The following is a 23,288-nucleotide window of genomic DNA, read 5'->3' as shown; positions in this document are numbered from 1 at the left end:
TTTATGACCAGACTAAAATCAGTACTTCATCATCGGCGGCTTCTATACTTTCACTTACGGTAGGCTGGCTGCCTTTTTTTAACGTTAAGTTGGTGACCCGTTCAACCAGCGGTGATTGTTGAATTGAGGCTAATAACTGGAAGTAGTCAATACGATTACCGGGTGTTACGCCAATAGCTGCATTTTCTCCCCACGGCATATATTTTCGACTGAGTTCTTGTTGTAGCTGATGGAGGCCATAATCGGGGTTAACATCCGAGGTAAATATCAGTTCATAGTGGATCAGAACGTTAACATATGTGGGATTTTTAATTTCAATAGTTGTCCAAGGGCTACTTAATCGATCTAACCATTCGACCATCTCGGTCAGTCTGGCTTGGTTCAATACTGGGCGTAGTGAATCATCATTATCTTTATAGCGGTTGTCGGGGATGATGGTTAATTGTCGCTTTTCTGGCGCTGGAATTTTGGTTAATTCACTGACAGAAGGGTATTTGACATCGAATAAGCTACTAAAATTCTCTTTTAATAAAGTGGCAATGTTACCCCAGCTTAGCACTCGGTTACGATGAGAGAGCCGGGCAGGAACTCGTGCCAGGAATGCTGACTCGGTTTCTTTTGGGCGACCGTTCCAGGATGTCCAGGGTTGAATAACTTCGTTGATGGCAACGGATGAGTTAACCGGTTGTTTAATGTTGTTAGCAGCCAATCCGTTGATAAGGTGAGATTGCTCAACAGCTTCAGCGTTGATTAAAGTGGCGATGGTAGCGTTATACAACAGCCCCCTGATTCTTGGATAATAATCAGGAAGCGCTATCTTTATCTGTTTTTTCTCCTGTTCTATCTGTGCTTTCAGCCAATACCGTCCTAATGGCATTTGAGAGGCTTGGTTTGAAGCATCCCGTGGTAATAGGATACTTTGTTCTGCTGATTCAAACAGGTTGTGGGTTTGGTTGTAAGTTGATCTATTTAATGATTTCCAGCTATTTTCTTCACTTAGATAAAACCAAGACAAAGGTAGCTCTTTAAGGCCCTTTAGCTGCCAATACAGAGAAAAAGTTTGCTCTGGTGATATATCGGTCAAGCCTAAATAAAATGTATCATGAATTAATGGTGTGCTATTTTCTCCTGTTTTGCCCCAGCCAAAAGGCGTGAGAGGATAAACGGAGAATTTTCGATGGAAAGCTGTAGCATTGAATTCCACCTGTAAGGCACTGATTTGCGGGGTATAGGGTGGTTTTTTGCCTGTGGGATTGCTCTTATGTTGAGTGTGCATAAAGTCTTGTTTAACGAGTTTTATTTCTATCTTCATTGACTGATGGTTGCGCGGATAGAAGTTATACCTATTAGGTAAAGTGAAAGTCAGGCTTTTTCCTTGTGGTGCATTGTTTCCATTGAATAATGCTTGGGTTTCGCTTCCTGTCTCAGCTTCTGTGAGTTTGATTTTTCCCTGATAATGAGTAAGTAAATAACCCTCTATTTTAAATACGCTATTATCGGCAGGTTTATTAATATATCCGTCATACCACGATGAAAAGTTTTCTGTGGGCAGGTTAACCCATTGAGGGGTAATCGTGATCGTGGTGTCTGATGCGTATTCAGATTCAAACCATTCCGGGAAAACGATTTTCGGACTAAAGCTGGAACCCAACGATGGTGATTGGCCAAAGGGGAAACGAGTAATCGCTGCATCTGAGCTGTCAGAGGTAGAGAGTATATTGTTGCTATTAACGCATACCTTATAAATCCAGGGCAAAGTGAAATCCTGAGTGGCTTCTAGTTTTAACAATGGCGTGTCAAACGTCATATTATCCAGAGCATTAGGGGGGCTGATGGGATCATTATTATTATCTGATAATTGCAACTTAAGACTATTAGTATTACTCAGATATTCGACGGATAGTGTTAACCAGTGATTTCCTGAACTGATTTTAGCGGTGATGTTTTCAGGATTACCCTCCCAGCTATCTCCTGCTAAAATTAATGTGATATTGCGTCCTTTCTTGAGGAATGAGAATAAAGATGAAGTAATTAGGTAGCCGTATCGAACTGGAACATCATGAGATGTTGGGCTAAAAATCTGAATACCGTTTGCGGGTAATTTCATGTTATTTGAAAGGCTAAGAGGTGTTGCGGATTTCCAGACATCATTATCTTTTCGATACCAATACAGATCAGTCAGGGTTGCTTGATTCGTTTGTAAAATGTGTGCCTTCACCCAATATTGTCCTTTTGGCATTTGAGAGGCTTGGTTTGAAGCATCATGTGGCAATGAGGTACGCCAGATTCCTCGATCAAATAGGTTGTGGGTTTGGTCATGCACCTGATTATCCAATGGACTCCAGGTATTTTCTTGATTCAGATAAGACCAGGATAAAGGGAGCTTTTTAATACCTTCTAACTGCCAGTACAGGGATAAAGTTTGTCCTGGTAATACATCGGTAAAACCTAAATAGAATGTATCATGGGTTAATGATGTTCTATTTTCTCCTGTTTTTCCCCAACCAAAAGGCGTGAGAGAATAAACGGAAAATTGTTCGGGTTTAACTTTGGCACTGAACTGAATTTGTAATGTGTTCATTTTGGGGGTATAGGGCTGTTTTTTACCCGTAGGATTTTGCCAATATTGGGCATGCATAAAATCCTGTTCGGTTAGTTCTATGCGTATTGATGCGGGCCAGTTATTAGATGATGGGCTGTTTGCAAAGGAATAATCCATTGCAGGTAAGGTAAAAGTTAGGCTTTTTCCTTGTGGTTTCTTGTCTTTACTTTCATTAAATAATGACTGAGCTTCATTAAATTTTTCTCTCTTTTGAGGTGTGATTAAATAAGCCTGTACTTTAAATGCATTATTTTCGGGGGTAGAACTATATCCTTGATACCACTCTTTAAACCCCTCTTTGGGTAATCCAGTCCATTGAGGAGTAAGAGTAATTTTGGCGCTTTCTGTACCATACCATTCAGGGGCAATCAGATTAAAACCGGAACCTGGTGACGGTGATTGTCCAAAGGGAAAACTAGCTGCATCTATTTTTTCAATACCGTTATCAGAGGAATAATGTACATTACTGTTGCCGTTAATGCTAATTTCAATACCCGTAATCTTGGGTAGTATAGGTCCCTGAACAGTGCCCAGCTTTAATACCGGTACATCAAACGCTATATTATCCAAAGCATCAGGAGGACCGATGGGGTCATCATTGGTTGATAAATAAAGTTTAAGATAGTGAATACTATTGTCTTGTTCTTTTTTTACTGATAGTGAAAGCCAGTGATCTCCCGAACTGATTTTAGCGGTGATGTGCTTAATATCACCATGCCAATTATCTGCTAAAGTCAATGTAATACTGCGTTCCCCCGTTGGCATAGCAAATAAAGACGAAGTTATCAAATAACCGGATAAAACGGGAATATCATCCGGCGTTGGACTAAAAAGTCGAATACTGTTTTCAGGTAATTCAATATTATCTGAGTGGTTCAGTAGTATTGCAGATTGCCAGCTATCATTATCTTTTCGACACCAACGCAGATCGCTCAATTTTCCTTGATTCGCCAGTAAATCTGCATTTGATGCGTATTGTAGCGGATTTCCGGCCCTGTCCTGCCCGGCATCGAACAAGGTTCCTTTAGGAATAAGATGTTCTGTGTTATCTGTATTTAAGGTAATGCCTAAAGCAACACTATCTGCTTGGGCATTTCTGGGTTTTAGACCTAATAATTCCCGGTAATAAAGATCACGATGTCGTGCCGGAAAAGTATTAAATAATACTTTGGTGGTTTCTAAAAGTTTTAAAAAGGCTAAAACAAAAGCTTGATGGGCCGGTAAATGGCCATTCGTTTTATTAACGTTTTGGTAAAGATCGGCTAATTTCTCAGGACTATTTTCCTGAATAAAATAGAAACTATCCCAGAACTGTTTTTTCTCTTGATTGAAAGGGATTTTTTTAGCATATTCTTGTAGCCAGTTTAAAATATCCAGTGTACTTCTTTCATCAAGTTTAAAATCCGTATCGAGTACGATAGCAGAGAGTTTATTTTTTAATTCGGTGAGTCCCATATTATACCACCTGTTATTTGAATATATTGCTGATAGCTATTGCAGAATAGGAACGTTATTGAATAATGATTTTGCAGAGTTATTTATCCGGCGTTGATAGTATGTTGACTGGCAATAAAACGGCCTTTGCCCATACTGGGTGTTGTGACATCTGGCCCGGTTGACGGATTAATTGCCGGCTGTGATGGGGTAAATCGAGCGGTAAATTGCTGCCCGACAACTATCACTGTGGCAGGGCTGTGGCAAAAGTTGACTTGCTGGCTGGTATCTAATTGAGCAATGGTAACTGTGCCTATGCCAGGTACCGGGTGGCTTGGGGTAATGTATTGCGCTTGAAGTTGTACCTTTTTTTCATCGCCGACAATCGCTATCTTTCTGCCTTGGATTTGCGCGTGTCCGCTGCCTCTGATGGTCGCTGGCATCAAAATAGTGACCTGCCGGTTGCCGAATAATGGCTCGAATAGCAGGCTGTCGCCATCAATAATGAGTTGTTTGCTCATAGACTCACCTTTGCCTGACCTTCGTTGATCTCAAGAACCCCTTCAAGCTGTTGACTGATTTGGCTGCCTCTCAGGGCATAGGTCACTTGAATATGTAAAGTATTCGGTGAGTCTGTTTTCTGAGTTACTTGGATATCTGTGATTTCAGCACGGGGTTCATAGCGCAATACTCGTTCTTCAATGCGGGTTTGAATCTCCGATAATAATTCATCACTGATATTTTCAAACATGTAATCATTCAGACCACAACCATAATCTTCACGCATAATTCGTTCACCGGGTTCAGTTAAAAAAAGGATTTTCATACTTTGGCGAACGTTTTCGGCACCTTCGGCCATTTCTACGCCAGTTTCAATAGAAAACTGTGGCGGAAATTTCCAGCCGCAACCGTAAATATTGGCTAATATTTGGCTTGTCATTTCAATACCTCATTACTGGGTTAAGTTAATTTTCGCGCCCTTAATATCGACGCCAGATTTTCCTGTGGCTGACAGAGATTTTTCCGCTTGTATATTAATTTCTTGGGCCTGAGTGATGAGATTTTTAGTTGAATTGAGCGTAATGTTTTTATCCTGTTGCAGAGAGACTTTATTTTCGCCGCTATTAAGTGCCACCGTGTTTTCTTTATTATCGAATATTAATGCTTGTTGTTTATCCCCTTGCTTGATAACTAAAGTTTTCACCGGATTTTTTTCACTGGGTTCTAACGGTGGTTTATTTTTCGGATTATGCATGGAACCTAATATCACTGGAAAACGAGGATCACATTCAAAGAATCCGATAATCACTTCATCTCCCGGTTCGGGATAAAAGCAAAATCCGCTTTCATGACTGGCATAAGGTTTACCTAGCCGGGCAAAAAGGACACCTTTGGTCAAGTTTAATGCGGGTATTCTGACTGGGATACGGCTTAGTGATTGGCGGTCTTGCTGGTATTTTTCCACGATACCGATATGCAACTCTTTCACCTGAGGCACCGGCGGTTCTACATCGGGTAACATGCCTAAGGTTAATAGGGTGTGCCAGCCTTGCCGCTGATTAATTATCTGACTGACTCCGGTGATAATCCCTTGACCGTCCATCCCCTGACCAAAACCATTTAACGCCAAGACATCCCCCGGTTGATAACGGTGATTACCTTCGATTTCAAAACTGCCAGATATATTATGGCTTCGCAGGTTATTCATAATGCCTTGAGCAAGGTGTTTGGCTTGTTCATTATCTAATGGATAGCTGTAAGCCCATTGCCACTCTTTATCAGCCAGTGCGGCGATACTGTCCACGGCCAATTTATGACTGCCAAGCTGACTGTTTTGGGTATTAATTGCTGGGGAAAGCTTTTGTTGAGCAATATCCCAGGCACGTACACTCACCGTTTTAGGGCTATATTGGTTATTCCATTGGAGATCCGCTGCAAATAACACAATATCTTCAGCACTGGCCTGTCGATGAAGAGTATGCACTGTCGATTGATTCAGGGCCTTAGGTGTTATCAAAGTAACCGATTCATTGCCGGGCAACAGCCAGGTATTAGTGGCAATCAATCGGCTTTTTAGGAATGCCCAGTCATTGCAACGAAATTGCACCATTTGTTCATGAACGGTTTTAAGTTGAGGAGCCTGCTTTATCGTTGTTTGGATACCCGCCTGATTGAATAATTTCCTGATAATCGCTTCATCACTCTGTTGACTGAATAATTGTGAATGGAGGCTATGAGTTAACTTTTGTAGTGGATGTTTTGCTGTCAGGGTAATGATGCTGTCTTGACCTTTCAGTTCAAGTGCTTGTCGAACGATGCTCCCTTTAAACACCACGGTTTTTTGGATCTGTAGGGTGAGTTCATTATTGGGGCGACAACTTGCCAGTTCAGCTTGGGCTTTGGTGTCGAAAATATGGCTCGCATCGCCAGCGATCCCCAAGGTGATGTTGGTCGAGGGAATGCCATTGATTTGATGGTTTATTGTCAGACTGATGACAGTCAATTGATTGAGCGTTTTGCCACCTATTTTGAGGGTTATCATGGGTATCTTCATGCATCCCCCCGCGCTTGCAGTGTTTGTCCGGGGGTAAAGTCATCAAGATTATCCAGACCGTTTTGCCAGGCCAGCGAGAGATAATCAATGCCACCAGCCAGAGACGCTCCAGCATCTAAAGCAATCAAAGGCAGGGAGAGCATATCAGTTACGCTAACCGCAGTGGCCGGCGGTGATTTTAACTGCCGTTCGGTAGCTTGAATAATAAAGCTTTCGTCCGCTACCAGAGATAGAGTGGCGCTGGCCCGCAATGGTGTGGCATCCCGGTCAAACAGGGTATAGTTGACGGCCAGGCTACTGGCTCGGCAGGCGAAATAACCTTTGTTTTCCCAGCGCATTTTGCCCCATTTGATTTTAAGGAAGTGGGGTACTTTGGTGCTGGCATCAATCGCACACAGGGATTTCAGGGTCGCAAGCTGGGTTTCTATCGGCATGTTATTATCGGGCATCGAGGCATCAAACAGCAGAACTAAGGATAATCCGGCGGGTTGGGATAATACATAACGGCTGCTTTGGCTGGCACGATTAACACTTTCATCCTGTTGGTAGCGGGTTTGGTAGTCAAGCTGGATCGTATCGGGGTTATACATGGCTTGTAAGCGACCCACGGAAACTTTACCTTCTCGGTCTTTAAAAGCGGTTAGGGTGAGTCTGGATAAACCACGTTCAATTAAACTCATGATGGCCTCCTTCACGTAATGCCTCTAACACTTCCCGTTTCACTATGTCAATCAAACGGGCGTTATCCAGCTTTTCTTGGGCTAATGTTCTTGGGGCGAGTTGATCACTCGTAGAATCGGTGACTTTAGCCTGAATAATCAGTTCTTTAATTTCTACCGTCATGCTTTTACTCCTAACCAGCGCATATCCTGATAACGTAATTCCAGAGAACTCACCAGTACGGTGTTGCTATTAGCATCAAAGTCGCTGGTGGACCAACGAACCGGTAGCGCGTTACTGACTGTCCAGCTCGCCACGGGTAACGCATTTTCATTCAGTAGCATGATGACAACATCGGCATACACGGCTTTTTCACCGCGCAGCACGCGATCAAAAACCAAGGTGAGGGGAGTGATGGTCATAACACCGCGCTCCAGCACCAGGCTGCCATGTTGGATCTTCTCGGATAACCAGACGTTTCTGGCGTTTTCTCCACCTTGGCTATGTTGGGTGGTTTGCAGTTCTCGGCTCAGGCCAGATATACGCTGAAAGGCGATATCAAGTGGGCTGGGAATGTTGTTAAACAGAAAACTGGCGATAAAACGGTGAGATACTGACGGGGTGTATAAGTTGTACATGTTTTTCCCCTGTTTAGATTAGCTAGGTACGGTATTGTTACGGATATCAAACGTCAGACTCAGCTCAATAAATTCTGCCGGAATTAACAGCGCCAGCCTGATTTTCATGATCATTTTTCCGGCCAAGATATCCGTTTCACTCATGGATTCATTAACACCCAGTAACACCTCAAATGCTTGATCTTCCTGAGTGCCCCGTAATCCACCTTTTAGCCATAATTGACGTAGCCAGTTGTGGGCCTGACCTTTAAATTTCATCCAGGTGATGGCGTTGTTGGGTTCAAAGACAAAGGCGCGGCCAAGTTGGGTTATATGAGCTTCGATATAGGAAACCAAACGGCGAATTTGGATATAACGCCAGGGAGAATGAGGTATGTTATCCAGAGTGCGGCAGCCCCAGATTTTAATGCCTTTGCCGGGGAAGCTACGCACCAGATTCAACGAAGTGCCTTCTTGATTCAGCAAGGTTCCAGCTTCAATGTAAGAACGTACCGGACCGATGACGTTGGCTAAAGCCACATTGGCGGGAGCAGTCCATATGCCTTTCTGACTGTCATTGCGTTGCATAACGGCGGCGACCGCAGCAGTAGGTGAAAGTACAATGTATGTACCGTTTTCTTGGTAGGTACTTTTTAGCCTTGGCCAGTATACGGCGCCCCATTGGCGATCAGTGGAAGAGAATTGTTTTAAACACTCAGTTGCTAATGTTGGATCATCAGGCGCGTCCAGTAATCCCATGATGCCACGCCGACTTTTACACAGTTCAAGTATTGATTGCCAGAGTTGTAGCCAAAGGCTTTTTTGAGCGCTGAGATCATTAAAACGGGTAATATCAGGCACAACAATCAATGTGATTTCGTTTTCTGCGGCAATGGCTTGTTTTACCCAGTTCCATTGCAGGGCGGTAATCAATGATTGAAAATCTTTTAGCTGTTGATTAATCCCCAGTGACAAGATATAAGCTTGCTGTCCACCATTTTCAAAAAAGTGGCGTACTGAATAATAGGTTAATCCTGATGCACCGAAAGCTTGGGTAAAGTCCATCAGGCTATTTAGTTTAACAGCCGTTTTATGGCTTGAATTTTTTTCGGTATGGCCAATAAAAACGGGGACGCCGATAAATTCATTATCTGATTTCGGGGATATCGAATTTTCCGTGATGGTGACGCCCGGCTGTTTTATCTCCGTTATCATTATTGTCTCCTCCATTCAATAGACTGAATGGACGCGGTGTTAAACCGCGCCTCAGTACGGTTACTGTGCTACATTTTGTGAAAATTGAAGGATGATAAATTCAGCCGGGCGCACTGCGGCCATACCCACTTTAACAATCATTTTCCCTTGCTTGATATCATCATCGGTCATGGTTATCCCTTTACCAATTTGCACAAAGTAAGCTTGTTCAGCTTTGTTTCCTGCTAGCCCTCCTTGTTGCCAAAGGGCATAGAGATAATTATCAATAGCTCGGTGTACAGCTTTCCAGGTGGGTTGGCTGTTAGGTTCAAAGACCGCGAAACTCATGGCATTTTTAATGTCTCGCTCTGCACTGTTAAACAGGCGGCGAACTGGGATGTAACGCCAGTTATCTTCGTCCTTAAGTGTGCGGGCGCCCCAGATGGTGACACCGGTATTCGGAAATTCACGGATCATATTGATGGCTTTACCGGTGTTGTAAATACCTTGTAAGTCATCGGTGACTTTAAACTTCGGTTTCACCCCGCCTTGTAATATGACATTTGCTGGGGCTTTCCAGACACCGCGGGTACGGTCAACTGAACAATAGATACCGGCAATGGCCGCGCTTGGCGGAATATTGTCTGCCCAATCAGCAACTAGCCAGGGGTAATAAACGGCGGCAAAAGGGCTTTGATCATACGGATCTCTGGATTTGCCATCAGACTTTAACTCTTCGGTTGGGCCATCCAGAATGGCAAATAAGCCTTTGCCCGGTTGACAAAGTGTACTCACAGCATCTTTGATATTTTCTCCAGCCGCGACCAGTAATGTGACATCGTTAAGTTTTGGAATTTGATTTGTTAATTCACCCGCTTTGACGAGATAACCATATCCGCCGCCGTTAATAAAATAAGCGCGCAATGCGATATCAAGTTTGTCGGTAGAATTGAATTTTTTATCTGCTTTTTTTGTCAGATATTCTAACCAACTATTCACTCTGGTAGGAGTATGAAGTTGACTGTCATCTTCAACGGTAAAAACGGGCACCGCCGTTGCACTTGAGCGAACGGAAAGTGACAGTGAGGCGTCTTCTTCAATATAAACGCCGGGATAAGTTGTTGTTGGCATATTGCCTCCAATTGTATTGTGCGATATTTTGCGTGAACTGTAAGAGGGTAAATTTAGTTGGACGGGTAGCCGTTGTGCCAAATTTTGAGGATCATTTTGTCCCGTCTGATATATCAATCATCGTGATGCTTTAAGCTGCCTGAATAGTGACTCGATCGGCAGTCAGTTTTATTTCTTGAACAGCGATATCATTGCTGGTGGCATCAAAAGAAGGAGATGTTAATGAGGTTGGGAATGCATTGGCTACGCTCCAGGTCATTAAAATTTCAGTTCCAACTTCGTTGGTCAAGCTAATTGAAACATCTTTTTTCTCAACCTGATTAAGCTGAATGGAATTAAGCCAATCAAAAAGTTTAGTGTCGCCAGGGAATACCCCTTTACGCAGTGTAATATTGATTAACTGACGTTGACCCGGCATTTTATAATAATTACCGGTGCCATCTTTATACTCGATGACATCATAAGTAATATCCAGCCCCGAAACGCTGTTAAAAGGGATTTGTTCATCACCAACGGAGACAACAAATCGATAAGCCGGTATTGGATAGTCAACTGTGGTTGTGGCCATAATTATTTCCTTTATTTTTTCATGTGTATTACATGTTAAGAGCGATTAACGTTTTGTTTTTATGAGTACTGAGCTATAGACAATAGCTACCGCACTAACCTGATTTGCTTTGGTTACTCTATACCCGTTATCTTTCAAGTTGCTGCTTATAGAAACATGACTAGGTGAACTGAAGATCACATTGATGATCACGTTGGATTATAGTCAACTCACGTTAATTTCAAATATCAATTATTAATACTTAAAATTATCAATCAATAAAATCATTGCGATATAAATCATTTTATAAACACGTTGTTATATTTTTCTATAAAAGGATGAATAAATGGTGTGTTATAAGTTTTGATATATAAATGATGACGAGTTTCAGCAAAGCGATTTGTTAACAGAAGGTTACGTATACTTTTTTTGTCAGATTTAATATGTCAGGTTATTGGGTTTTAATAATGAGGCATGGAGGCTAATTTTGTTATTCATACTGGTATATACCCTTCATCCTTCAAGTTGCTGCTTTGTTGGCTGCTTTCACTCACCCCAGTCACATAGTTATCTATGCTCCTGGGGATTCGTTCACTTGCCGCCGCGCTGCAACTCGAAATCTATTGGGTATAAATAAATTAAAATAATTTTTTGTAAATGTTCTGATTTCATATTTATTTCTGTTTAGCCTCTAAGTTCTAGAGGCTTTTTATTATTGTGTAATTGCTGACTTTTAAAGACAAACTACAGCGTGAGCGCTGTAGTTTGATTCAGAAAACGCAAAGGTTCTGTGATAGAAGTCAGGAAACAGGGCGAGCGACAATATTGCGGGTTTCCATTCTTACTTCTTCAATACGGACACTAATAATGTCATTTAATCGGTAAATAGCTTCACCTTTGATAAGCACGGTACCGGTTTCTTGACTACATTGCAGTTCATCACGCACGGCATGTAGAAATGGGGCTGGTATGAAGGCAACTGCTCCGTTATCTACCAAGCGGACACGTAAACCGCCACGGGTAATATCGATGACTTCCGCTGTAAATTGTTGCTCTGTTCCTGCATGCGGTTGCAGGAAACGAGCATACAACCAATCGCCCACATCGCGTTCAGCCATTCGGTTCAATCGACGGCGTTCAGCGAGTTGCAAACAGGTTTCTTCTGCTGGTTTTCCTGCATCCGTTTTTTGGATAATGGCTTTCAGTAAGCGATGGTTAATCATATCGCTGTACTTACGGATGGGTGATGTCCAGGTGGCGTAAGCATCAAAGCCAAGGCCAAAATGAGGACCTGCTTCAGGTTTAATTTCTGCAAAAGTTTGGAAACGGCGAATACGGCTATCGAGGAATTGAGTTGGTTGTTTATCTAATTCACGGCGTAACTTACAGAAGCCATCCAGTGTCAATAATTCTTCTGCATTTGCATCAATACCATTTTCTTGCAGTAATTCAACTACTTGTTCAATCTGAAGTGATTCAAAACCCGTATGAACATTGTAGATACCGAAACCAAACTTATCACGTAGCATTTTTGCAGCGCATAGGTTGGCTGTGATCATGGCTTCTTCGACAATACGGTTTGCTGTGCGACGTTGTTCTACAACGATATCCAGTACATAGCCATTTTCATCCAGGACAAAACGGTAATCAGGGCGATCTTTGAAAATAAGTGCATGCTGATGGCGCCATTGATTACGGCGATCACTTATTTCTTTCAGCAGAGAGATTTGCGTGGCAATGGACTCAGAAGAAGGCTTCCAGTCACCTTTTTCTTCTAACCAGTCGGAAACTTCGTCGTAAACCAGCTTCGCTTTTGATTCAACCCAAGTAGAGAAAAACGCAATATCATCACCAAGTTGTCCATCTTCGAGAATGGAAACTTGGCAAACCAGTGCCGGGCGGCGAAGGTTGGGGCGTAACGAACATAAATTTTCTGACAGATCGCGTGGTAACATTGGGATGTTGAAACCTGGCAGATAGTTGGTGAAAGCTCGTTGGTGGGCTATCTTATCTAGCTCGCTGTCAACAGCAATATAGGCTGTTGGGTCAGCGATAGCGATGCTAAGTTTCAGGCTGCCGTCATCTTGTTTGGCGACATGTAAAGCATCATCCATATCTTCGGTGGTCGCACTGTCGATAGTGACAAAATCCAGAGAGGTTAAGTCTATACGCTCAAGATCACCATCATTCATCTGGCAATCAGCAGTCATGGCGGGGGCATTGCGTTCCAGATTATGGCGAGTGAGTGTTACCCACCACGGCGCGTAATGATCGTTGCTTTCAGTAATGTAGCCGGTAATCTCTGCATGAAAACCACGACTTCCTTTCAATGGGTGATGGCGCATTTCAGCGACAGCCCAGTCACCATGCTGAAATGGATGAGTAATATGACTAGCAGGGCGGCAAGGAATAGCATCTCTTAGCAGTGGGTGATCAGGGACAATCCACAGGCGGTTGTCATTTTCTTTTTTCTGGATACGGCCAACGAAGCGATTTAGAAAAGGTTCGACCAATGATTCTGGTTCGGCGATCTCTCTTTCTTTATCAGTATGAATAGCGGCAGTAATCCGATCGCCATGCATAACTTTTTTCATTTGTGGAGGAGGAATGAAATAGCTTTTTTGCCCGTCGACTTCCAGAAAGCCGAAACCTTTTTCGGTGCCTTTAACCAAACCTTCCACACGAAGAGTCTGGGAATGAAGTTGCTGTTTTAGCTGCGCAAGCAGCGGGTTGTTTTGAAACATAATATCCGGAGAAAGTTGGAAGTTATTATCAGATAGTTTTGGAACAACAGTTTTACGCGAATTGGCGGTGTCGAGCAAGCAACATCTGCAAAATAGCATAAAACAGCATGGAAATTGCAATAAAAATTACAATAGTTACTCAGGGTAAATTTTTTCTTTAAATTCGCATAAATCTTCAATAATGCAAGAACCACAGCGAGGTTTACGCGCTATGCAAGTATAACGGCCATGCAAAATAAGCCAGTGATGACAATCAACTTTAAATTCGCTGGGAACAACGCGCAGTAACTTATTTTCGACTTCATCGACATTCTTACCGGGAGCGAATTGGGTACGATTACAAACCCGAAAGATATGTGTATCAACAGCAATTGTCGGCCAGCCAAAAGCGGTGTTTAACACCACATTGGCCGTTTTGCGGCCAACACCCGGTAATGCCTCTAACGCAGCGCGATCTTCGGGAACTTCACCAGCATGTTGTTCCAGCAGCATTCGACAGGTTTTAATTGTGTTTTCTGCTTTCGTGTTATACAGACCGATGGTTTTTATATATTCTTTCAGCCCATCCACTCCCAGATTAAGGATTGCCTGAGGAGTATTGGCAACGGGATAGAGTTTCGCTGTGGCTTTGTTAACACTCACATCGGTGGCTTGAGCTGAAAGTAATACTGAAATAAGTAGCTCAAACGGTGTTGTGAAAACCAACTCAGTTGTTGGCTTTGGGTTGTTATCGCGTAAGCGCGTTAAAATCTCGATACGTTTTTGGGTGTTCATATTTAGGAAGTGCTCTCCGATCCTTGTGACATAGCCACTGCATTGCTTTTTTCTTTTATTGCTCTGGTCTTCATTTTTTCATCAATAAGGTATTTCGCGGCCAGCATGAGCCCAAGGCCAATAAAAGCACCGGGCGGTAGGATTGCTAGCAAGAAAGGGGAATCCATATGAATGATTTCTATCCGTAATACTTTAGCCCAATTGCCCAGCAGTAGATCAGCGCCGTCAAATAAGGTTCCATTGCCGAGAATTTCCCTCATGGCACCAAGAACAAATAGAGCAAAAGTGGCTCCTAATCCCATTGCTAAGCCATCAATAGCAGAAAGTATGACCGGATTTTTAGCGGCATAGGCTTCAGCGCGGCCAATAACAATACAGTTAGTGACAATCAGTGGAATGAAAATCCCTAATGATTCATACAAGCCAAAAGCATAGGCATTAATTAGCATTTGTACGGTACTGACAACCGAAGCGATGATCATTACGTAGATCGGGATACGGATTTCATTAGGTACCCAACGGCGCAAGCAGGAAACTGCAATGTTGGTACAGGTCAGGACTAATGTGGTGGCTAACCCTAAGCCAAGCGCATTGGTTGCTGTGGAAGATACCGCCAGTAGTGGACATAGTCCCAGTAACTGCACTAAAGCAGAGTTATTTTTCCATAATCCCTGGATAAATAAGTTTTTGGTTTCACTCATGATTTTTCTCCACAGGACTCTAAAGAAGAGAGATGTTCGGGCAGGGTTTGTAAATAGAGTGCGGTCGATTTGACCGAGTTTACCACAGCTCGCGGGGTAATAGTGGCACCGGTAAATTGATCAAATTCACCACCATCTTTTTTCACTGCCCAGTCCCGGTCATGATCGGATTTTATGGTTTTTCCTGAGAACCCATTGATCCAGTCTGAAATCCGGGTTTCAATTTTATCACCTAAGCCTGGGGTTTCGTGATGTTCTGTCACGCGTACACCTAACACTTTTCCTGAGAAATCTGCACCAACTAATAACTGAATAGCGCCTGAATAACCATCCGGTGCTGTACTTTCCAACGCGGCAGCGACGGGCTGACCATTTTTGCGGGCCAGATAGAGACGATGAGGTGACTTATTTCCCAGAGCATCAGCACTGACCAGATAGCATTCGTTTTGTATATCGTTGTCATACAGCTCTGGAGGGATTACCTGATCAAGTAGTGACTTGTGCTGTAATGCGGCTTGCTCTGCGATAGTGTTTTGGGTTAATGAGTTCACGATCGCGGTCAGTCCGGTGGTAAATGCAGCAAAAATAGCTAGTGTGATGCCGTGACGTCGCATTGTTTCTAACATAACGGCTCCTTATTTATGCCCGTAAGCGCGAGGTTGAGTGTAATGGTCAATGAGTGGCACGGTGATGTTCGCCAGCAAGACGGCAAATGCGATTGCGTCAGGATAACCACCATAAACACGGATGACCCAAACTAGCAAGCCAATAATGGCGCCAAAAATGAGACGGCCTTTAGGTGTTGTGGCTGCACTCACTGGATCAGTAGCAATAAAGAATGCGCCCAACATGGTTGCGCCTGAAAGTAGTTGCAGTAATGGAGGAGAGTAACGGGTTGGATCAATCAGCCAGCTTACGAGTGCGCAGAGACTTAATGTCAGGATAAATGCCACAGGAATTTGCCAACTGATAACCTTTCTGTTTAGCAGAATAAGCCCGCCAACAAGATAAGCAATGTTGACCCATTGCCAGCCAATACCAGCCAGAGATCCCTGTAATATAGGTTGGCGAAGAACATCATCGATATTGTGGGTCAATAAGCCGGTTTTGAAACTATCGAGGGGGGTGGCTTGGCTTATTCCGTCGAAACCCTGCTGCAACTGTTGTAATGTCGCTCCATCGGGAGTATGGCCGGTGAAGATCACCATCAGGCTGTCTAGTGGTGTAATTTGAGTTGCCAGCAAGTCCATGGGCGGCAACCAACTGGTCATTTGGACAGGAAAAGATATAAGAAGCACCACATAGCCTACCATTGCTGGGTTGAACGGGTTTTGTCCAAGACCGCCATATAGGTGTTTGGCAATAATTACCGCAAAAATGGTTCCCAATACAATCAGCCACCAAGGAGCCAGCGGCGGAAGGCTGATCCCTAAAAGTAAGCCTGTCAGCAGCGCAGAATTATCTTTCAAACGCGTCATAATTGCCTGTTTACGTAGAGACAGGGCAAGTGATTCCGCAAGCAGGGCAGTAATCATGGCAAGCAGAAGCTGGAACAATGTCCCATAACTAAAGAAGTAAGTTTGTACAGCTATACCGGGGATAGCTGCCAGCGCGACCCACAGCATAATGCGGCTGGTGCTTTGCTGGTTGTGTGTAAAAGGCGAACTTGCGACTTTTAACTTTTTATTGTCAGTATGAACGGGCCTGAATTTCATTTATAACAATCACTATTCTGTTGAAATTTTTTGTTGTTCCTGAGCCGCTTTCTTAGCTTTGACTCTGGCGATTGCGGCAGCAACCGCCGTTTTGCGCGGATCAGTTTCCTCGGTTGGTGGCGCGTTTGCCGGGGTTTCCACTGTTTGCTGAGTTTGAACCGCTTTCTTGGCTTTAACCCGGGCAATGGCGGCAGCGACCGCCGCTTTGCGCGGATCAGTTTCCTCGGCGGGTGGAACTTCTGTCGGGGTTTCCTCTGTTTGCTGAGTTTGAGCCGCTTTCTTGGCTTTAACCCGGGCAATTGCCGCTACCACCGCATCTTTACGGGGATCTGGTTTTTCACCGGTTGTAGATTCAGGTTCTGCTATTTCTGGTGACGTTGTCACCTCTTGATTCTGAGCCGCTTTCTTAGCCTTAGCTCTGGCAATTGCTGCTGCTAATGCCGCTTTACGTGGATCTTCTGCTCCTGTTTGCTCAGATGTAGCAGTATGAATATTTTCAGCCGTTTGTTTTTCCGCCTGGCGAGCACGAAGTTGCTCTTTTCTCGCCTGTCGGGCAGCGATTACTGCTGAATTATCTGGCACTTGTCCCGGTTCTATGGAAACAATTTTGCCGGCGTCAGCCTGTTTTTCCCTCACACGGGAGAGCGCAGCTTGTACAGTATTTTGATCTTTATTATCGACTTGAATCGCTGCTTTTTTGTGCCTTTCTTCACGAGCCTGTTTTTCCCGTTCCATACGCGCTTGCTTAGCTTCAAAACGAATTTTGGCTTCTGTTGAACGGCGGTTTTCCTGATCCAATGCTTTAATTTCAGCTTTTTCCTGGCGATAGTATTGCACTAGAGGAATGTTACTTGGACAGACATAAGCACAGGCACCACATTCGATACAGTCGAATAAGTTGTGATTGCGAGCTTTTTCATGCTCTTGACCACGACTGAACCAGTAAAGTTGTTGTGGTAATAAACTAGCGGGACAAGCTTCCACACATAATCCACAACGGATACACGCTTCTTCCGCAGTATTTGCATCCATTTCTTGGTGAGATGGCACCAGAATACAGTTACTGATTTTGACAACAGGTACGTTCAAGTCAGGTAGAGTGAATCCCATTAGCGGACCACCCATAATGACCATCTGCTCTGATTGGGGTTCAAAACCGGCTAACTGGAGAAGAAATTGAACTGGAGTACCGAGTCGTGCCCAGAAATTACCGGGAGAAGTTACGTTGTCACCAGTGACGGTAACCACACGCTGAATCAAGGGTTCGCCATCAATAATGGCTCGTTTAATCGCAACTACTGTGCCGACGTTCTGCATCAGAACACCGATAGCGGAGGAACGGCCACCGGATGGCACTTCTTTACCTGTTAAGATCTTGGTCAGTTGTTTTGCACCACCAGAAGGGTATTTGGTTGGGATAACCCGAACGATGATAGTTTTATCGCCCTTTAATGCGGTTTTAAGAGCTGCTATTGCTTCGGGTTTATTATCTTCGATACCAATCAGTATTTGCTCAGGTTTAAGCAGATGTTCCAGAATACGAATTCCTTCAATCAGTTCATCTGCGTGTTCCTGCATTAGACGGTCATCAGCGGTAATATAAGGTTCGCATTCTGCGGCGTTAATGATCAGTGTTTTAATACCAGAACGGCCACTTTGAAGTTTAGAAGCAGTCGGAAAACCAGCGCCCCCTAAACCAGCGATACCTGCCTGATGGATTCGATTAAGAATTGTCTCCGCGCCAAGGGATTGATAATCAGGTGTCTGAATGCGCTCACACCATTGATCTTCACCATCAGGGCGTAGGCGAACACATAATTCTTTCAATCCGGACGGATGCGCTGTAATGCAAGGTTCAATAGCAATGATTGTGCCGGAAGTCGATGCATGGACTGGTACGCTACGACCATAGCCAAATGTCAGAGACTGACCTTTCAGCACCTTATCACCTGTTTTAACCAGTAATTCGCCTTCTGTTCCCAAATGTTGTTGCAATGGGATGATTAACTCTTCTGGCAGTGGTGCAATGCGCAATGGTGTTTGACTGGATTGTAGCTTCATTTCTGGGGGATGAATTCCACCGTCGAAATCCCAGATTTTGTTTTTGTTGAGTAAATTGAACAAATTAAACATGGTGTTCAGCCTCAATATTTTTAACGGAAACAGCATGAGATGGCTGAACAGGAATATTTTTTACTGGAATGGTTTTCAAATCCCATTTCCAATTGGAAGTGGTCGTTGCCACCGGGATCATCGCAATACAGTCTGTAGGACAAGGGGCAACGCATAGGTCACAACCGGTACAGAGATCTTCAACGACGGTATGCATAGCACGGGTCGCGCCGACGATAGCATCTACAGGGCATGCCTGAATACATTTGGTACAACCAATACAATTCTCTTCATCAATAAATGCGACTTTACGGACAGGATTTTGTACGCTTTCATCTCCTTCCAGTGGCTGTGGATCGACACCCAGCAATTCTGAGATTTTCAGCATTGCTTGTTCCCCGCCGGGTGCACATTTATTAATCATTTCACCGTTGTTAGCCACGGCTTCGGCGTAAGGTCGGCAGCCAGGATAACCACATTGGCCGCACTGACTTTGAGGCAGAATATTATCTACTTTTTCAACAATAGGGTCTTCTTCTACTTGAAAACGGCGGGCAGCAAAACCCAAGATTAAACCAAAAATTAACCCTAGTGCACTTAGCGCACCAATAGCAATCCATAACGATATCATCAGAACTTCACCAAACCACTAAAGCCCATAAAAGCCAGGGACATTAAACCCGCGGTGATAAGACCGATAGATGAACCCCGGAAGGGAGCTGGCACGTCGGCAACGGCCAGACGTTCACGAATAGCGGCAAACAGTACCATAACCAAAGAGAAACCTGCGGCAGCCCCAAATCCATAAATAGCAGATTGAAGAAAATCGTGTGATTGGTTGATATTCAGCAGTGCGACACCGAGTACGGCACAGTTAGTTGTAATCAACGGCAGGAAAATACCCAACAGCCGGTATAACGTTGGGCTGGTTTTGCGTACAACAAGTTCTGTGAATTGCACGACAACCGCAATGACCAGAATAAAACTCAGGGTACGCAAATAGATTAAATCCAGTGGTAACAAAATAAACGTATTCACCAGCCATGAACACACTGAGGCTAGTGTCATAACGAATGTTGTTGCAAATCCCATCCCGATGGCAGTTTCCAGCTTTTTAGAGACGCCCATAAAAGGACATAAGCCGAGAAATTTCACCAAGACGAAATTGTTAACCAATACGGTTCCAACAAATAAAAGAAAATAGTCAGTCATTGCTGTGCCTGAAAATGGAGTTGTTTACTTTTTATAAAATTATAAACATGCCCTCGTCTTACTGAAGGGCAATCTATTATTTATGATAACAACCAAAGAAAGTTGCGGTTATCGATCTTGTGTGAAAGTCATTTTGACCCGATGAGAACGTTTAATGTAGGGGACAAAAATAGCGGCTGCCAGTAATGGCCATGCTAATGCACGTAAAGCCATTTGATCGGGGATAGGGGAAAAGGTGAAAGTTTTCAATGCAATTAATACGGTAACAATAAGCCAAATAATAAAAGTTTGAGGGAATCTTTTTGACCGAATAAAAAGCAGTTTGAGTACCCATAGGGTAAAGCACCACATTGCCGCAGTAATGGCGACGGAAAGAAACCACATTAGCGTAAAGTGATTAGTTGTGCTACCCAACATATTGTTTTGACTGAAAAAAGCCATAATGTATAAGCCCAACATGACACTGGCGCTGAGAAATGTCATGATCAGATAAGCCGCTGGAGCCAGAATCCAGCCATTAATTCTGTGGTAGTCATGGGTTTGATACATAAATCATTCCATTTGAAGCGATGCGAAGGAAGGATAATAGGCGATTCTATTGGGTTAGGAAATAGATTGATTGAAAGATCTTCACGGCTGGATTCAGAGATAATTTGTGAAACAGCTATCGGTGGTGATATTTTTTACTGATATAACATTGCAGTTATTATTTAAGGATAAAGTTGAGGGGCTGTCATGAGTGATTTGTTAAAGGTTGGGTTGGTAGGTTATGGTTATGCCAGCAAAACGTTCCATGCACCATTAATTGCCGGGACTGCCGGTGTTAAATTGGCAGCAATTTCCAGTAGCGATGCTGAAAAAGTGAAATTAGATTGGCCAAATATTCCGGTGGTATCTCGCCCTGAAGATCTTTTCCATGATCCTGACATTGATTTAATCGTTATTCCGACACCTAATGATACGCATTACCCATTGGCTCAGAAGGCACTGGCAGCGGGTAAACATGTTGTAGTGGATAAACCCTTTACTATCACTGTTGAACAAGCCGAATCTTTAAAGAAACAAGCGGAAGAAGCTGGATTACTCCTTTCTGTATTTCATAACCGCCGTTGGGATTCCGGTTTTTTGACTATAAAATCTTTGATTAAAGAAAATCGTCTGGGGAAATTAAAGTATTTCGAATCCCATTTTGATCGTTATCGTCCGGCTATACGTCAAAGATGGCGTGAAGCTGCAGGAGAAGGAAGTGGCATTTGGTATGATTTAGGACCTCATTTACTTGATCAGGCGGTTCAACTATTTGGTAAACCGCAATCTATTACGGCTGATTTGGGCATGATACGTCCACAAGCTGAAACGTTGGATTATTTCCATGTATTGCTGAATTATCCGGATATTAAAGTAGTTCTTCATGCAACAACGGTGGCAGCTGCCGAGTCTGCTGTTTATACCCTGCATGGTATGGCAGGCAGTTATGTAAAATACGGTCTTGATCCACAAGAAGAACGATTGAAAGCAGGGGAAAGGCCACCGCATGCCGATTGGGGATATGATATTCGTGATGGGATTGTGACGTTGTCATGTGGAGAGGAATTAGTGACGGAACATGTGCCGACTTTGCCCGGTAATTATACCGCTTATTATGCGGCGATCCGTGATGCGATTACGCTAGGCAAACCTAATCCAGTAACGGCAAGTGAAGCTATTCAAATTATGAAATTAATTGAAGCCGGTATTCAGTCCGCAAAGCAACAAAGTACAGTGGCAGTTTAATCATGACTTTTATCGATTAGTCCGGTTTGCCGGGCTAATTATTTGCAAAGCAAGGAAAATATAATGACTTGGTGGCAAAGATTAAAAATAGATCCTTTTTTAATGATATTAGTGACGGTGGTCGTTATTGCAACATTCTTTCCTTGCGAGGGTGAGATTAAAGTTTGGTTTCAGCGGTTAACTACAGCGGCTATTGCTCTGCTATTCTTTATGCATGGTGCCAAATTATCCCGTCAAGCCATTATTGCCGGTATAGGACATTGGCGGCTTCATCTGGTGGTTTTTCTCAGTACTTTTGTCTTGTTTCCTATTATAGGGTTAGGGCTGAATCTGTTGGTGCCTGAAATAATGACATCAACGGTTTATTGGGGATTTCTTTATCTTTGTGCATTACCAGCTACGGTTCAATCAGCTATTGCTTTCACTTCTGTTGCTGGTGGTAATGTTGCTGCTGCTATTTGTAGCGCTTCGGCATCCAGTATTTTGGGGGTATTTTTATCGCCAATACTCGTCGGATTAATGATCCATACACAGGGGGAAGGTAGCGCTGATACGCTGGAGGCAATAAAATCCATTATTCTTCAATTAATGGTTCCCTTTATTATCGGACACTTATCACGGCCATTGATTGCACGTTGGGTAGAGCGGCATAAAAAGCTGGTTAATATGACTGACCGCTCATCAATTCTTTTGGTGGTTTATGTCGCTTTCAGTGAGGCGGTTGTAGAAGGTATCTGGCATAAGATTGATGGTTATTCACTGCTGATGATTGGGGTTATTTGTTGTATCTTGCTGGCGATTGTGTTGGTTATTAACACTTATACCGCTCGCCGGTTGGGTTTTAGTAAAGAAGATGAAATTACCATTGTCTTTTGTGGTTCGAAAAAGAGTCTAGCTAATGGTGTGCCAATGGCGAATGTTTTATTTCCGGCTGTGACGGTTGGTGTCATGTTATTGCCATTAATGATTTTTCATCAAATTCAATTGATGGTGTGCGCGGTATTAGCGCAGCGTTATGCGCAGAGGTTAAAACGGGAGTAGATAAATCTATGATAGGAAATCAAACTGGTTCCACCGAAATCAGTCTCCATGTGTTTCCTCCTAGTCACACCAGTAATGGTGGTGTAGACAATTAAAAATAAAACGTCAAAGAGGAGATGAGTGACTTTGCCAAACAGTCTCGGATCTTGCATGCAGCTAAAATAATGTGCAAATACATCAGTAAGTATAATTCGGTCTCCTGTAAAAGGAAGCGTTAGGTCATATGTTTCCGTGTGGCAAATCATTTATGATTTTTTTGTCATCCTTGAACCATTTCTTGGAGAGGTGGATTTTTACTTAAATATCCGCAATTTTGTCCTAATAGAGAACTGTGGTAGAAAATAATATATTTGATATTTTACACCATAAAATAAGTAAGTTTAATATATGGATTGTAAATTAATATAATTATGAAATTGGTTTTTAATGAAAATTTTATCACGGTTTGGAACTTATATTTATTGAAAAGTTTCATGT

Annotated in this window: 21 protein-coding genes; 2 read left to right on the top strand and 19 right to left on the bottom strand. The window is 43.2% G+C overall.

Going from position 1 to position 23,288, the window contains the following annotated elements; translation table 11 throughout:
- Window position 1: 1 nt before the first annotated feature.
- The 19 genes from BDD30_RS00920 to BDD30_RS00835 form a co-directional block, all read right to left on the bottom strand.
- Window positions 2–4,057: a baseplate J/gp47 family protein gene (locus BDD30_RS00920; RefSeq protein ID WP_015834239.1), complete on the bottom strand. Its 4,056-nt coding sequence runs from the start codon at window positions 4,055–4,057 to the stop codon at window positions 2–4.
- 83 nt (window positions 4,058–4,140) lie between these two features.
- Window positions 4,141–4,557, bottom strand: a complete 417-nt coding sequence (locus tag BDD30_RS00915) for a hypothetical protein (RefSeq protein ID WP_015834240.1) — start codon at window positions 4,555–4,557, stop codon at window positions 4,141–4,143.
- A complete protein-coding gene (locus tag BDD30_RS00910) occupies window positions 4,554–4,976 on the bottom strand; it encodes a GPW/gp25 family protein (protein ID WP_015834241.1) in 423 nt (140 codons plus the stop codon). Before BDD30_RS00910 ends, BDD30_RS00915 begins: the two co-directional genes overlap by 4 nt.
- A 12-nt stretch (window positions 4,977–4,988) precedes the next feature.
- On the bottom strand, window positions 4,989–6,590 hold the full coding sequence (locus BDD30_RS00905; protein ID WP_015834242.1) for a phage baseplate assembly protein V: 1,602 nt from the start codon (window positions 6,588–6,590) through the stop codon (window positions 4,989–4,991).
- Window positions 6,587–7,270, bottom strand: a complete 684-nt coding sequence (locus tag BDD30_RS00900; protein ID WP_015834243.1) for a CIS tube protein — start codon at window positions 7,268–7,270, stop codon at window positions 6,587–6,589. Before BDD30_RS00900 ends, BDD30_RS00905 begins: the two co-directional genes overlap by 4 nt.
- Entirely contained in the window at window positions 7,257–7,433 is a 177-nt protein-coding gene (locus BDD30_RS23340; RefSeq protein ID WP_015834244.1) for a DUF5908 family protein, read from the bottom strand. Before BDD30_RS23340 ends, BDD30_RS00900 begins: the two co-directional genes overlap by 14 nt.
- On the bottom strand, window positions 7,430–7,888 hold the full coding sequence (locus tag BDD30_RS00895; RefSeq protein WP_015834245.1) for a phage tail protein: 459 nt from the start codon (window positions 7,886–7,888) through the stop codon (window positions 7,430–7,432). Before BDD30_RS00895 ends, BDD30_RS23340 begins: the two co-directional genes overlap by 4 nt.
- A gap of 18 nt (window positions 7,889–7,906) precedes the next feature.
- Window positions 7,907–9,082, bottom strand: coding sequence for a phage tail sheath C-terminal domain-containing protein (locus BDD30_RS00890; protein WP_015834246.1), 1,176 nt, complete (start codon window positions 9,080–9,082; stop codon window positions 7,907–7,909).
- Between the two features lie 60 nt (window positions 9,083–9,142).
- Window positions 9,143–10,192: a phage tail sheath family protein gene (locus BDD30_RS00885; RefSeq protein ID WP_015834247.1), complete on the bottom strand. Its 1,050-nt coding sequence runs from the start codon at window positions 10,190–10,192 to the stop codon at window positions 9,143–9,145.
- 130 nt (window positions 10,193–10,322) lie between these two features.
- Window positions 10,323–10,760, bottom strand: coding sequence for a phage tail protein (locus tag BDD30_RS00880; RefSeq protein ID WP_041381840.1), 438 nt, complete (start codon window positions 10,758–10,760; stop codon window positions 10,323–10,325).
- Window positions 10,761–11,539: 779 nt separating this feature from the next.
- Entirely contained in the window at window positions 11,540–13,483 is a 1,944-nt protein-coding gene (locus tag BDD30_RS00875) for an exoribonuclease II (RefSeq protein WP_015834249.1), read from the bottom strand.
- A 135-nt stretch (window positions 13,484–13,618) separates the two neighbouring features.
- A complete protein-coding gene (gene nth, locus BDD30_RS00870) occupies window positions 13,619–14,257 on the bottom strand; it encodes an endonuclease III (RefSeq protein WP_015834250.1) in 639 nt (212 codons plus the stop codon).
- Window positions 14,258–14,259: 2 nt separating this feature from the next.
- Window positions 14,260–14,958 carry an electron transport complex subunit E gene (locus BDD30_RS00865; protein ID WP_015834251.1) on the bottom strand — a complete coding sequence of 233 codons (699 nt, stop codon included), beginning with the start codon at window positions 14,956–14,958 and terminating at the stop codon, window positions 14,260–14,262.
- Complete coding sequence (gene rsxG, locus BDD30_RS00860; RefSeq protein WP_015834252.1) at window positions 14,955–15,584, bottom strand: electron transport complex subunit RsxG; 630 nt, start codon at window positions 15,582–15,584, stop codon at window positions 14,955–14,957. The genes BDD30_RS00865 and rsxG overlap by 4 nt, the downstream gene beginning before the upstream one ends.
- Window positions 15,585–15,593: 9 nt before the next feature.
- Complete coding sequence (rsxD, locus tag BDD30_RS00855; protein WP_015834253.1) at window positions 15,594–16,673, bottom strand: electron transport complex subunit RsxD; 1,080 nt, start codon at window positions 16,671–16,673, stop codon at window positions 15,594–15,596.
- Between the two features lie 12 nt (window positions 16,674–16,685).
- A complete protein-coding gene (gene rsxC, locus BDD30_RS00850) occupies window positions 16,686–18,806 on the bottom strand; it encodes an electron transport complex subunit RsxC (protein WP_015834254.1) in 2,121 nt (706 codons plus the stop codon).
- Window positions 18,799–19,416 carry an electron transport complex subunit RsxB gene (rsxB, locus tag BDD30_RS00845; protein ID WP_015834255.1) on the bottom strand — a complete coding sequence of 206 codons (618 nt, stop codon included), beginning with the start codon at window positions 19,414–19,416 and terminating at the stop codon, window positions 18,799–18,801. Before rsxB ends, rsxC begins: the two co-directional genes overlap by 8 nt.
- Window positions 19,416–19,997, bottom strand: a complete 582-nt coding sequence (gene rsxA, locus BDD30_RS00840; protein WP_015834256.1) for an electron transport complex subunit RsxA — start codon at window positions 19,995–19,997, stop codon at window positions 19,416–19,418. The genes rsxB and rsxA overlap by 1 nt, the downstream gene beginning before the upstream one ends.
- 108 nt (window positions 19,998–20,105) lie before the next feature.
- Window positions 20,106–20,546 (bottom strand): DUF2569 domain-containing protein, encoded by a 441-nt coding sequence (locus BDD30_RS00835; protein WP_015834257.1) that lies wholly within the window; start codon window positions 20,544–20,546, stop codon window positions 20,106–20,108.
- Between the two features lie 186 nt (window positions 20,547–20,732).
- Between BDD30_RS00835 and BDD30_RS00830 the strand changes: the two genes are divergently transcribed.
- Both BDD30_RS00830 and BDD30_RS00825 read left to right on the top strand, forming a co-directional pair.
- Entirely contained in the window at window positions 20,733–21,770 is a 1,038-nt protein-coding gene (locus tag BDD30_RS00830) for an oxidoreductase (RefSeq protein ID WP_015834258.1), read from the top strand.
- Between the two features lie 63 nt (window positions 21,771–21,833).
- Window positions 21,834–22,811: a bile acid:sodium symporter family protein gene (locus BDD30_RS00825; RefSeq protein ID WP_041381842.1), complete on the top strand. Its 978-nt coding sequence runs from the start codon at window positions 21,834–21,836 to the stop codon at window positions 22,809–22,811.
- Window positions 22,812–23,288: the final 477 nt, after the last annotated feature.

It is taken from the genome of Photorhabdus asymbiotica (assembly GCF_003634575.1).
GTDB lineage: Bacteria > Pseudomonadota > Gammaproteobacteria > Enterobacterales > Enterobacteriaceae > Photorhabdus > Photorhabdus asymbiotica.
The sequence above is the reverse complement of the archived record's forward strand: the minus strand, read 5'-3'. Positions and strand labels throughout refer to the sequence as shown.

Coding starts and splice junctions, on each gene's coding strand:
- rsxA (WP_015834256.1), bottom strand. CDS start 19,997: ATGACTGACTATTTTCTTTTATTTGTTGGAACCGTATTGGTTAACAAT.
- BDD30_RS00890 (WP_015834246.1), bottom strand. CDS start 9,082: ATGATAACGGAGATAAAACAGCCGGGCGTCACCATCACGGAAAATTCG.
- BDD30_RS00880 (WP_041381840.1), bottom strand. CDS start 10,760: ATGGCCACAACCACAGTTGACTATCCAATACCGGCTTATCGATTTGTT.
- BDD30_RS00920 (WP_015834239.1), bottom strand. CDS start 4,057: ATGGGACTCACCGAATTAAAAAATAAACTCTCTGCTATCGTACTCGAT.
- BDD30_RS00830 (WP_015834258.1), top strand. CDS start 20,733: ATGAGTGATTTGTTAAAGGTTGGGTTGGTAGGTTATGGTTATGCCAGC.
- nth (WP_015834250.1), bottom strand. CDS start 14,257: ATGAACACCCAAAAACGTATCGAGATTTTAACGCGCTTACGCGATAAC.
- BDD30_RS00910 (WP_015834241.1), bottom strand. CDS start 4,976: ATGACAAGCCAAATATTAGCCAATATTTACGGTTGCGGCTGGAAATTT.
- BDD30_RS23340 (WP_015834244.1), bottom strand. CDS start 7,433: ATGACGGTAGAAATTAAAGAACTGATTATTCAGGCTAAAGTCACCGAT.
- BDD30_RS00825 (WP_041381842.1), top strand. CDS start 21,834: ATGACTTGGTGGCAAAGATTAAAAATAGATCCTTTTTTAATGATATTA.
- BDD30_RS00835 (WP_015834257.1), bottom strand. CDS start 20,546: ATGTATCAAACCCATGACTACCACAGAATTAATGGCTGGATTCTGGCT.
- BDD30_RS00915 (WP_015834240.1), bottom strand. CDS start 4,557: ATGAGCAAACAACTCATTATTGATGGCGACAGCCTGCTATTCGAGCCA.
- BDD30_RS00905 (WP_015834242.1), bottom strand. CDS start 6,590: ATGAAGATACCCATGATAACCCTCAAAATAGGTGGCAAAACGCTCAAT.
- BDD30_RS00895 (WP_015834245.1), bottom strand. CDS start 7,888: ATGTACAACTTATACACCCCGTCAGTATCTCACCGTTTTATCGCCAGT.
- rsxB (WP_015834255.1), bottom strand. CDS start 19,416: ATGATATCGTTATGGATTGCTATTGGTGCGCTAAGTGCACTAGGGTTA.
- rsxC (WP_015834254.1), bottom strand. CDS start 18,806: ATGTTTAATTTGTTCAATTTACTCAACAAAAACAAAATCTGGGATTTC.
- rsxD (WP_015834253.1), bottom strand. CDS start 16,673: ATGAAATTCAGGCCCGTTCATACTGACAATAAAAAGTTAAAAGTCGCA.
- BDD30_RS00865 (WP_015834251.1), bottom strand. CDS start 14,958: ATGAGTGAAACCAAAAACTTATTTATCCAGGGATTATGGAAAAATAAC.
- BDD30_RS00875 (WP_015834249.1), bottom strand. CDS start 13,483: ATGTTTCAAAACAACCCGCTGCTTGCGCAGCTAAAACAGCAACTTCAT.
- BDD30_RS00900 (WP_015834243.1), bottom strand. CDS start 7,270: ATGAGTTTAATTGAACGTGGTTTATCCAGACTCACCCTAACCGCTTTT.
- rsxG (WP_015834252.1), bottom strand. CDS start 15,584: ATGTTAGAAACAATGCGACGTCACGGCATCACACTAGCTATTTTTGCT.
- BDD30_RS00885 (WP_015834247.1), bottom strand. CDS start 10,192: ATGCCAACAACAACTTATCCCGGCGTTTATATTGAAGAAGACGCCTCA.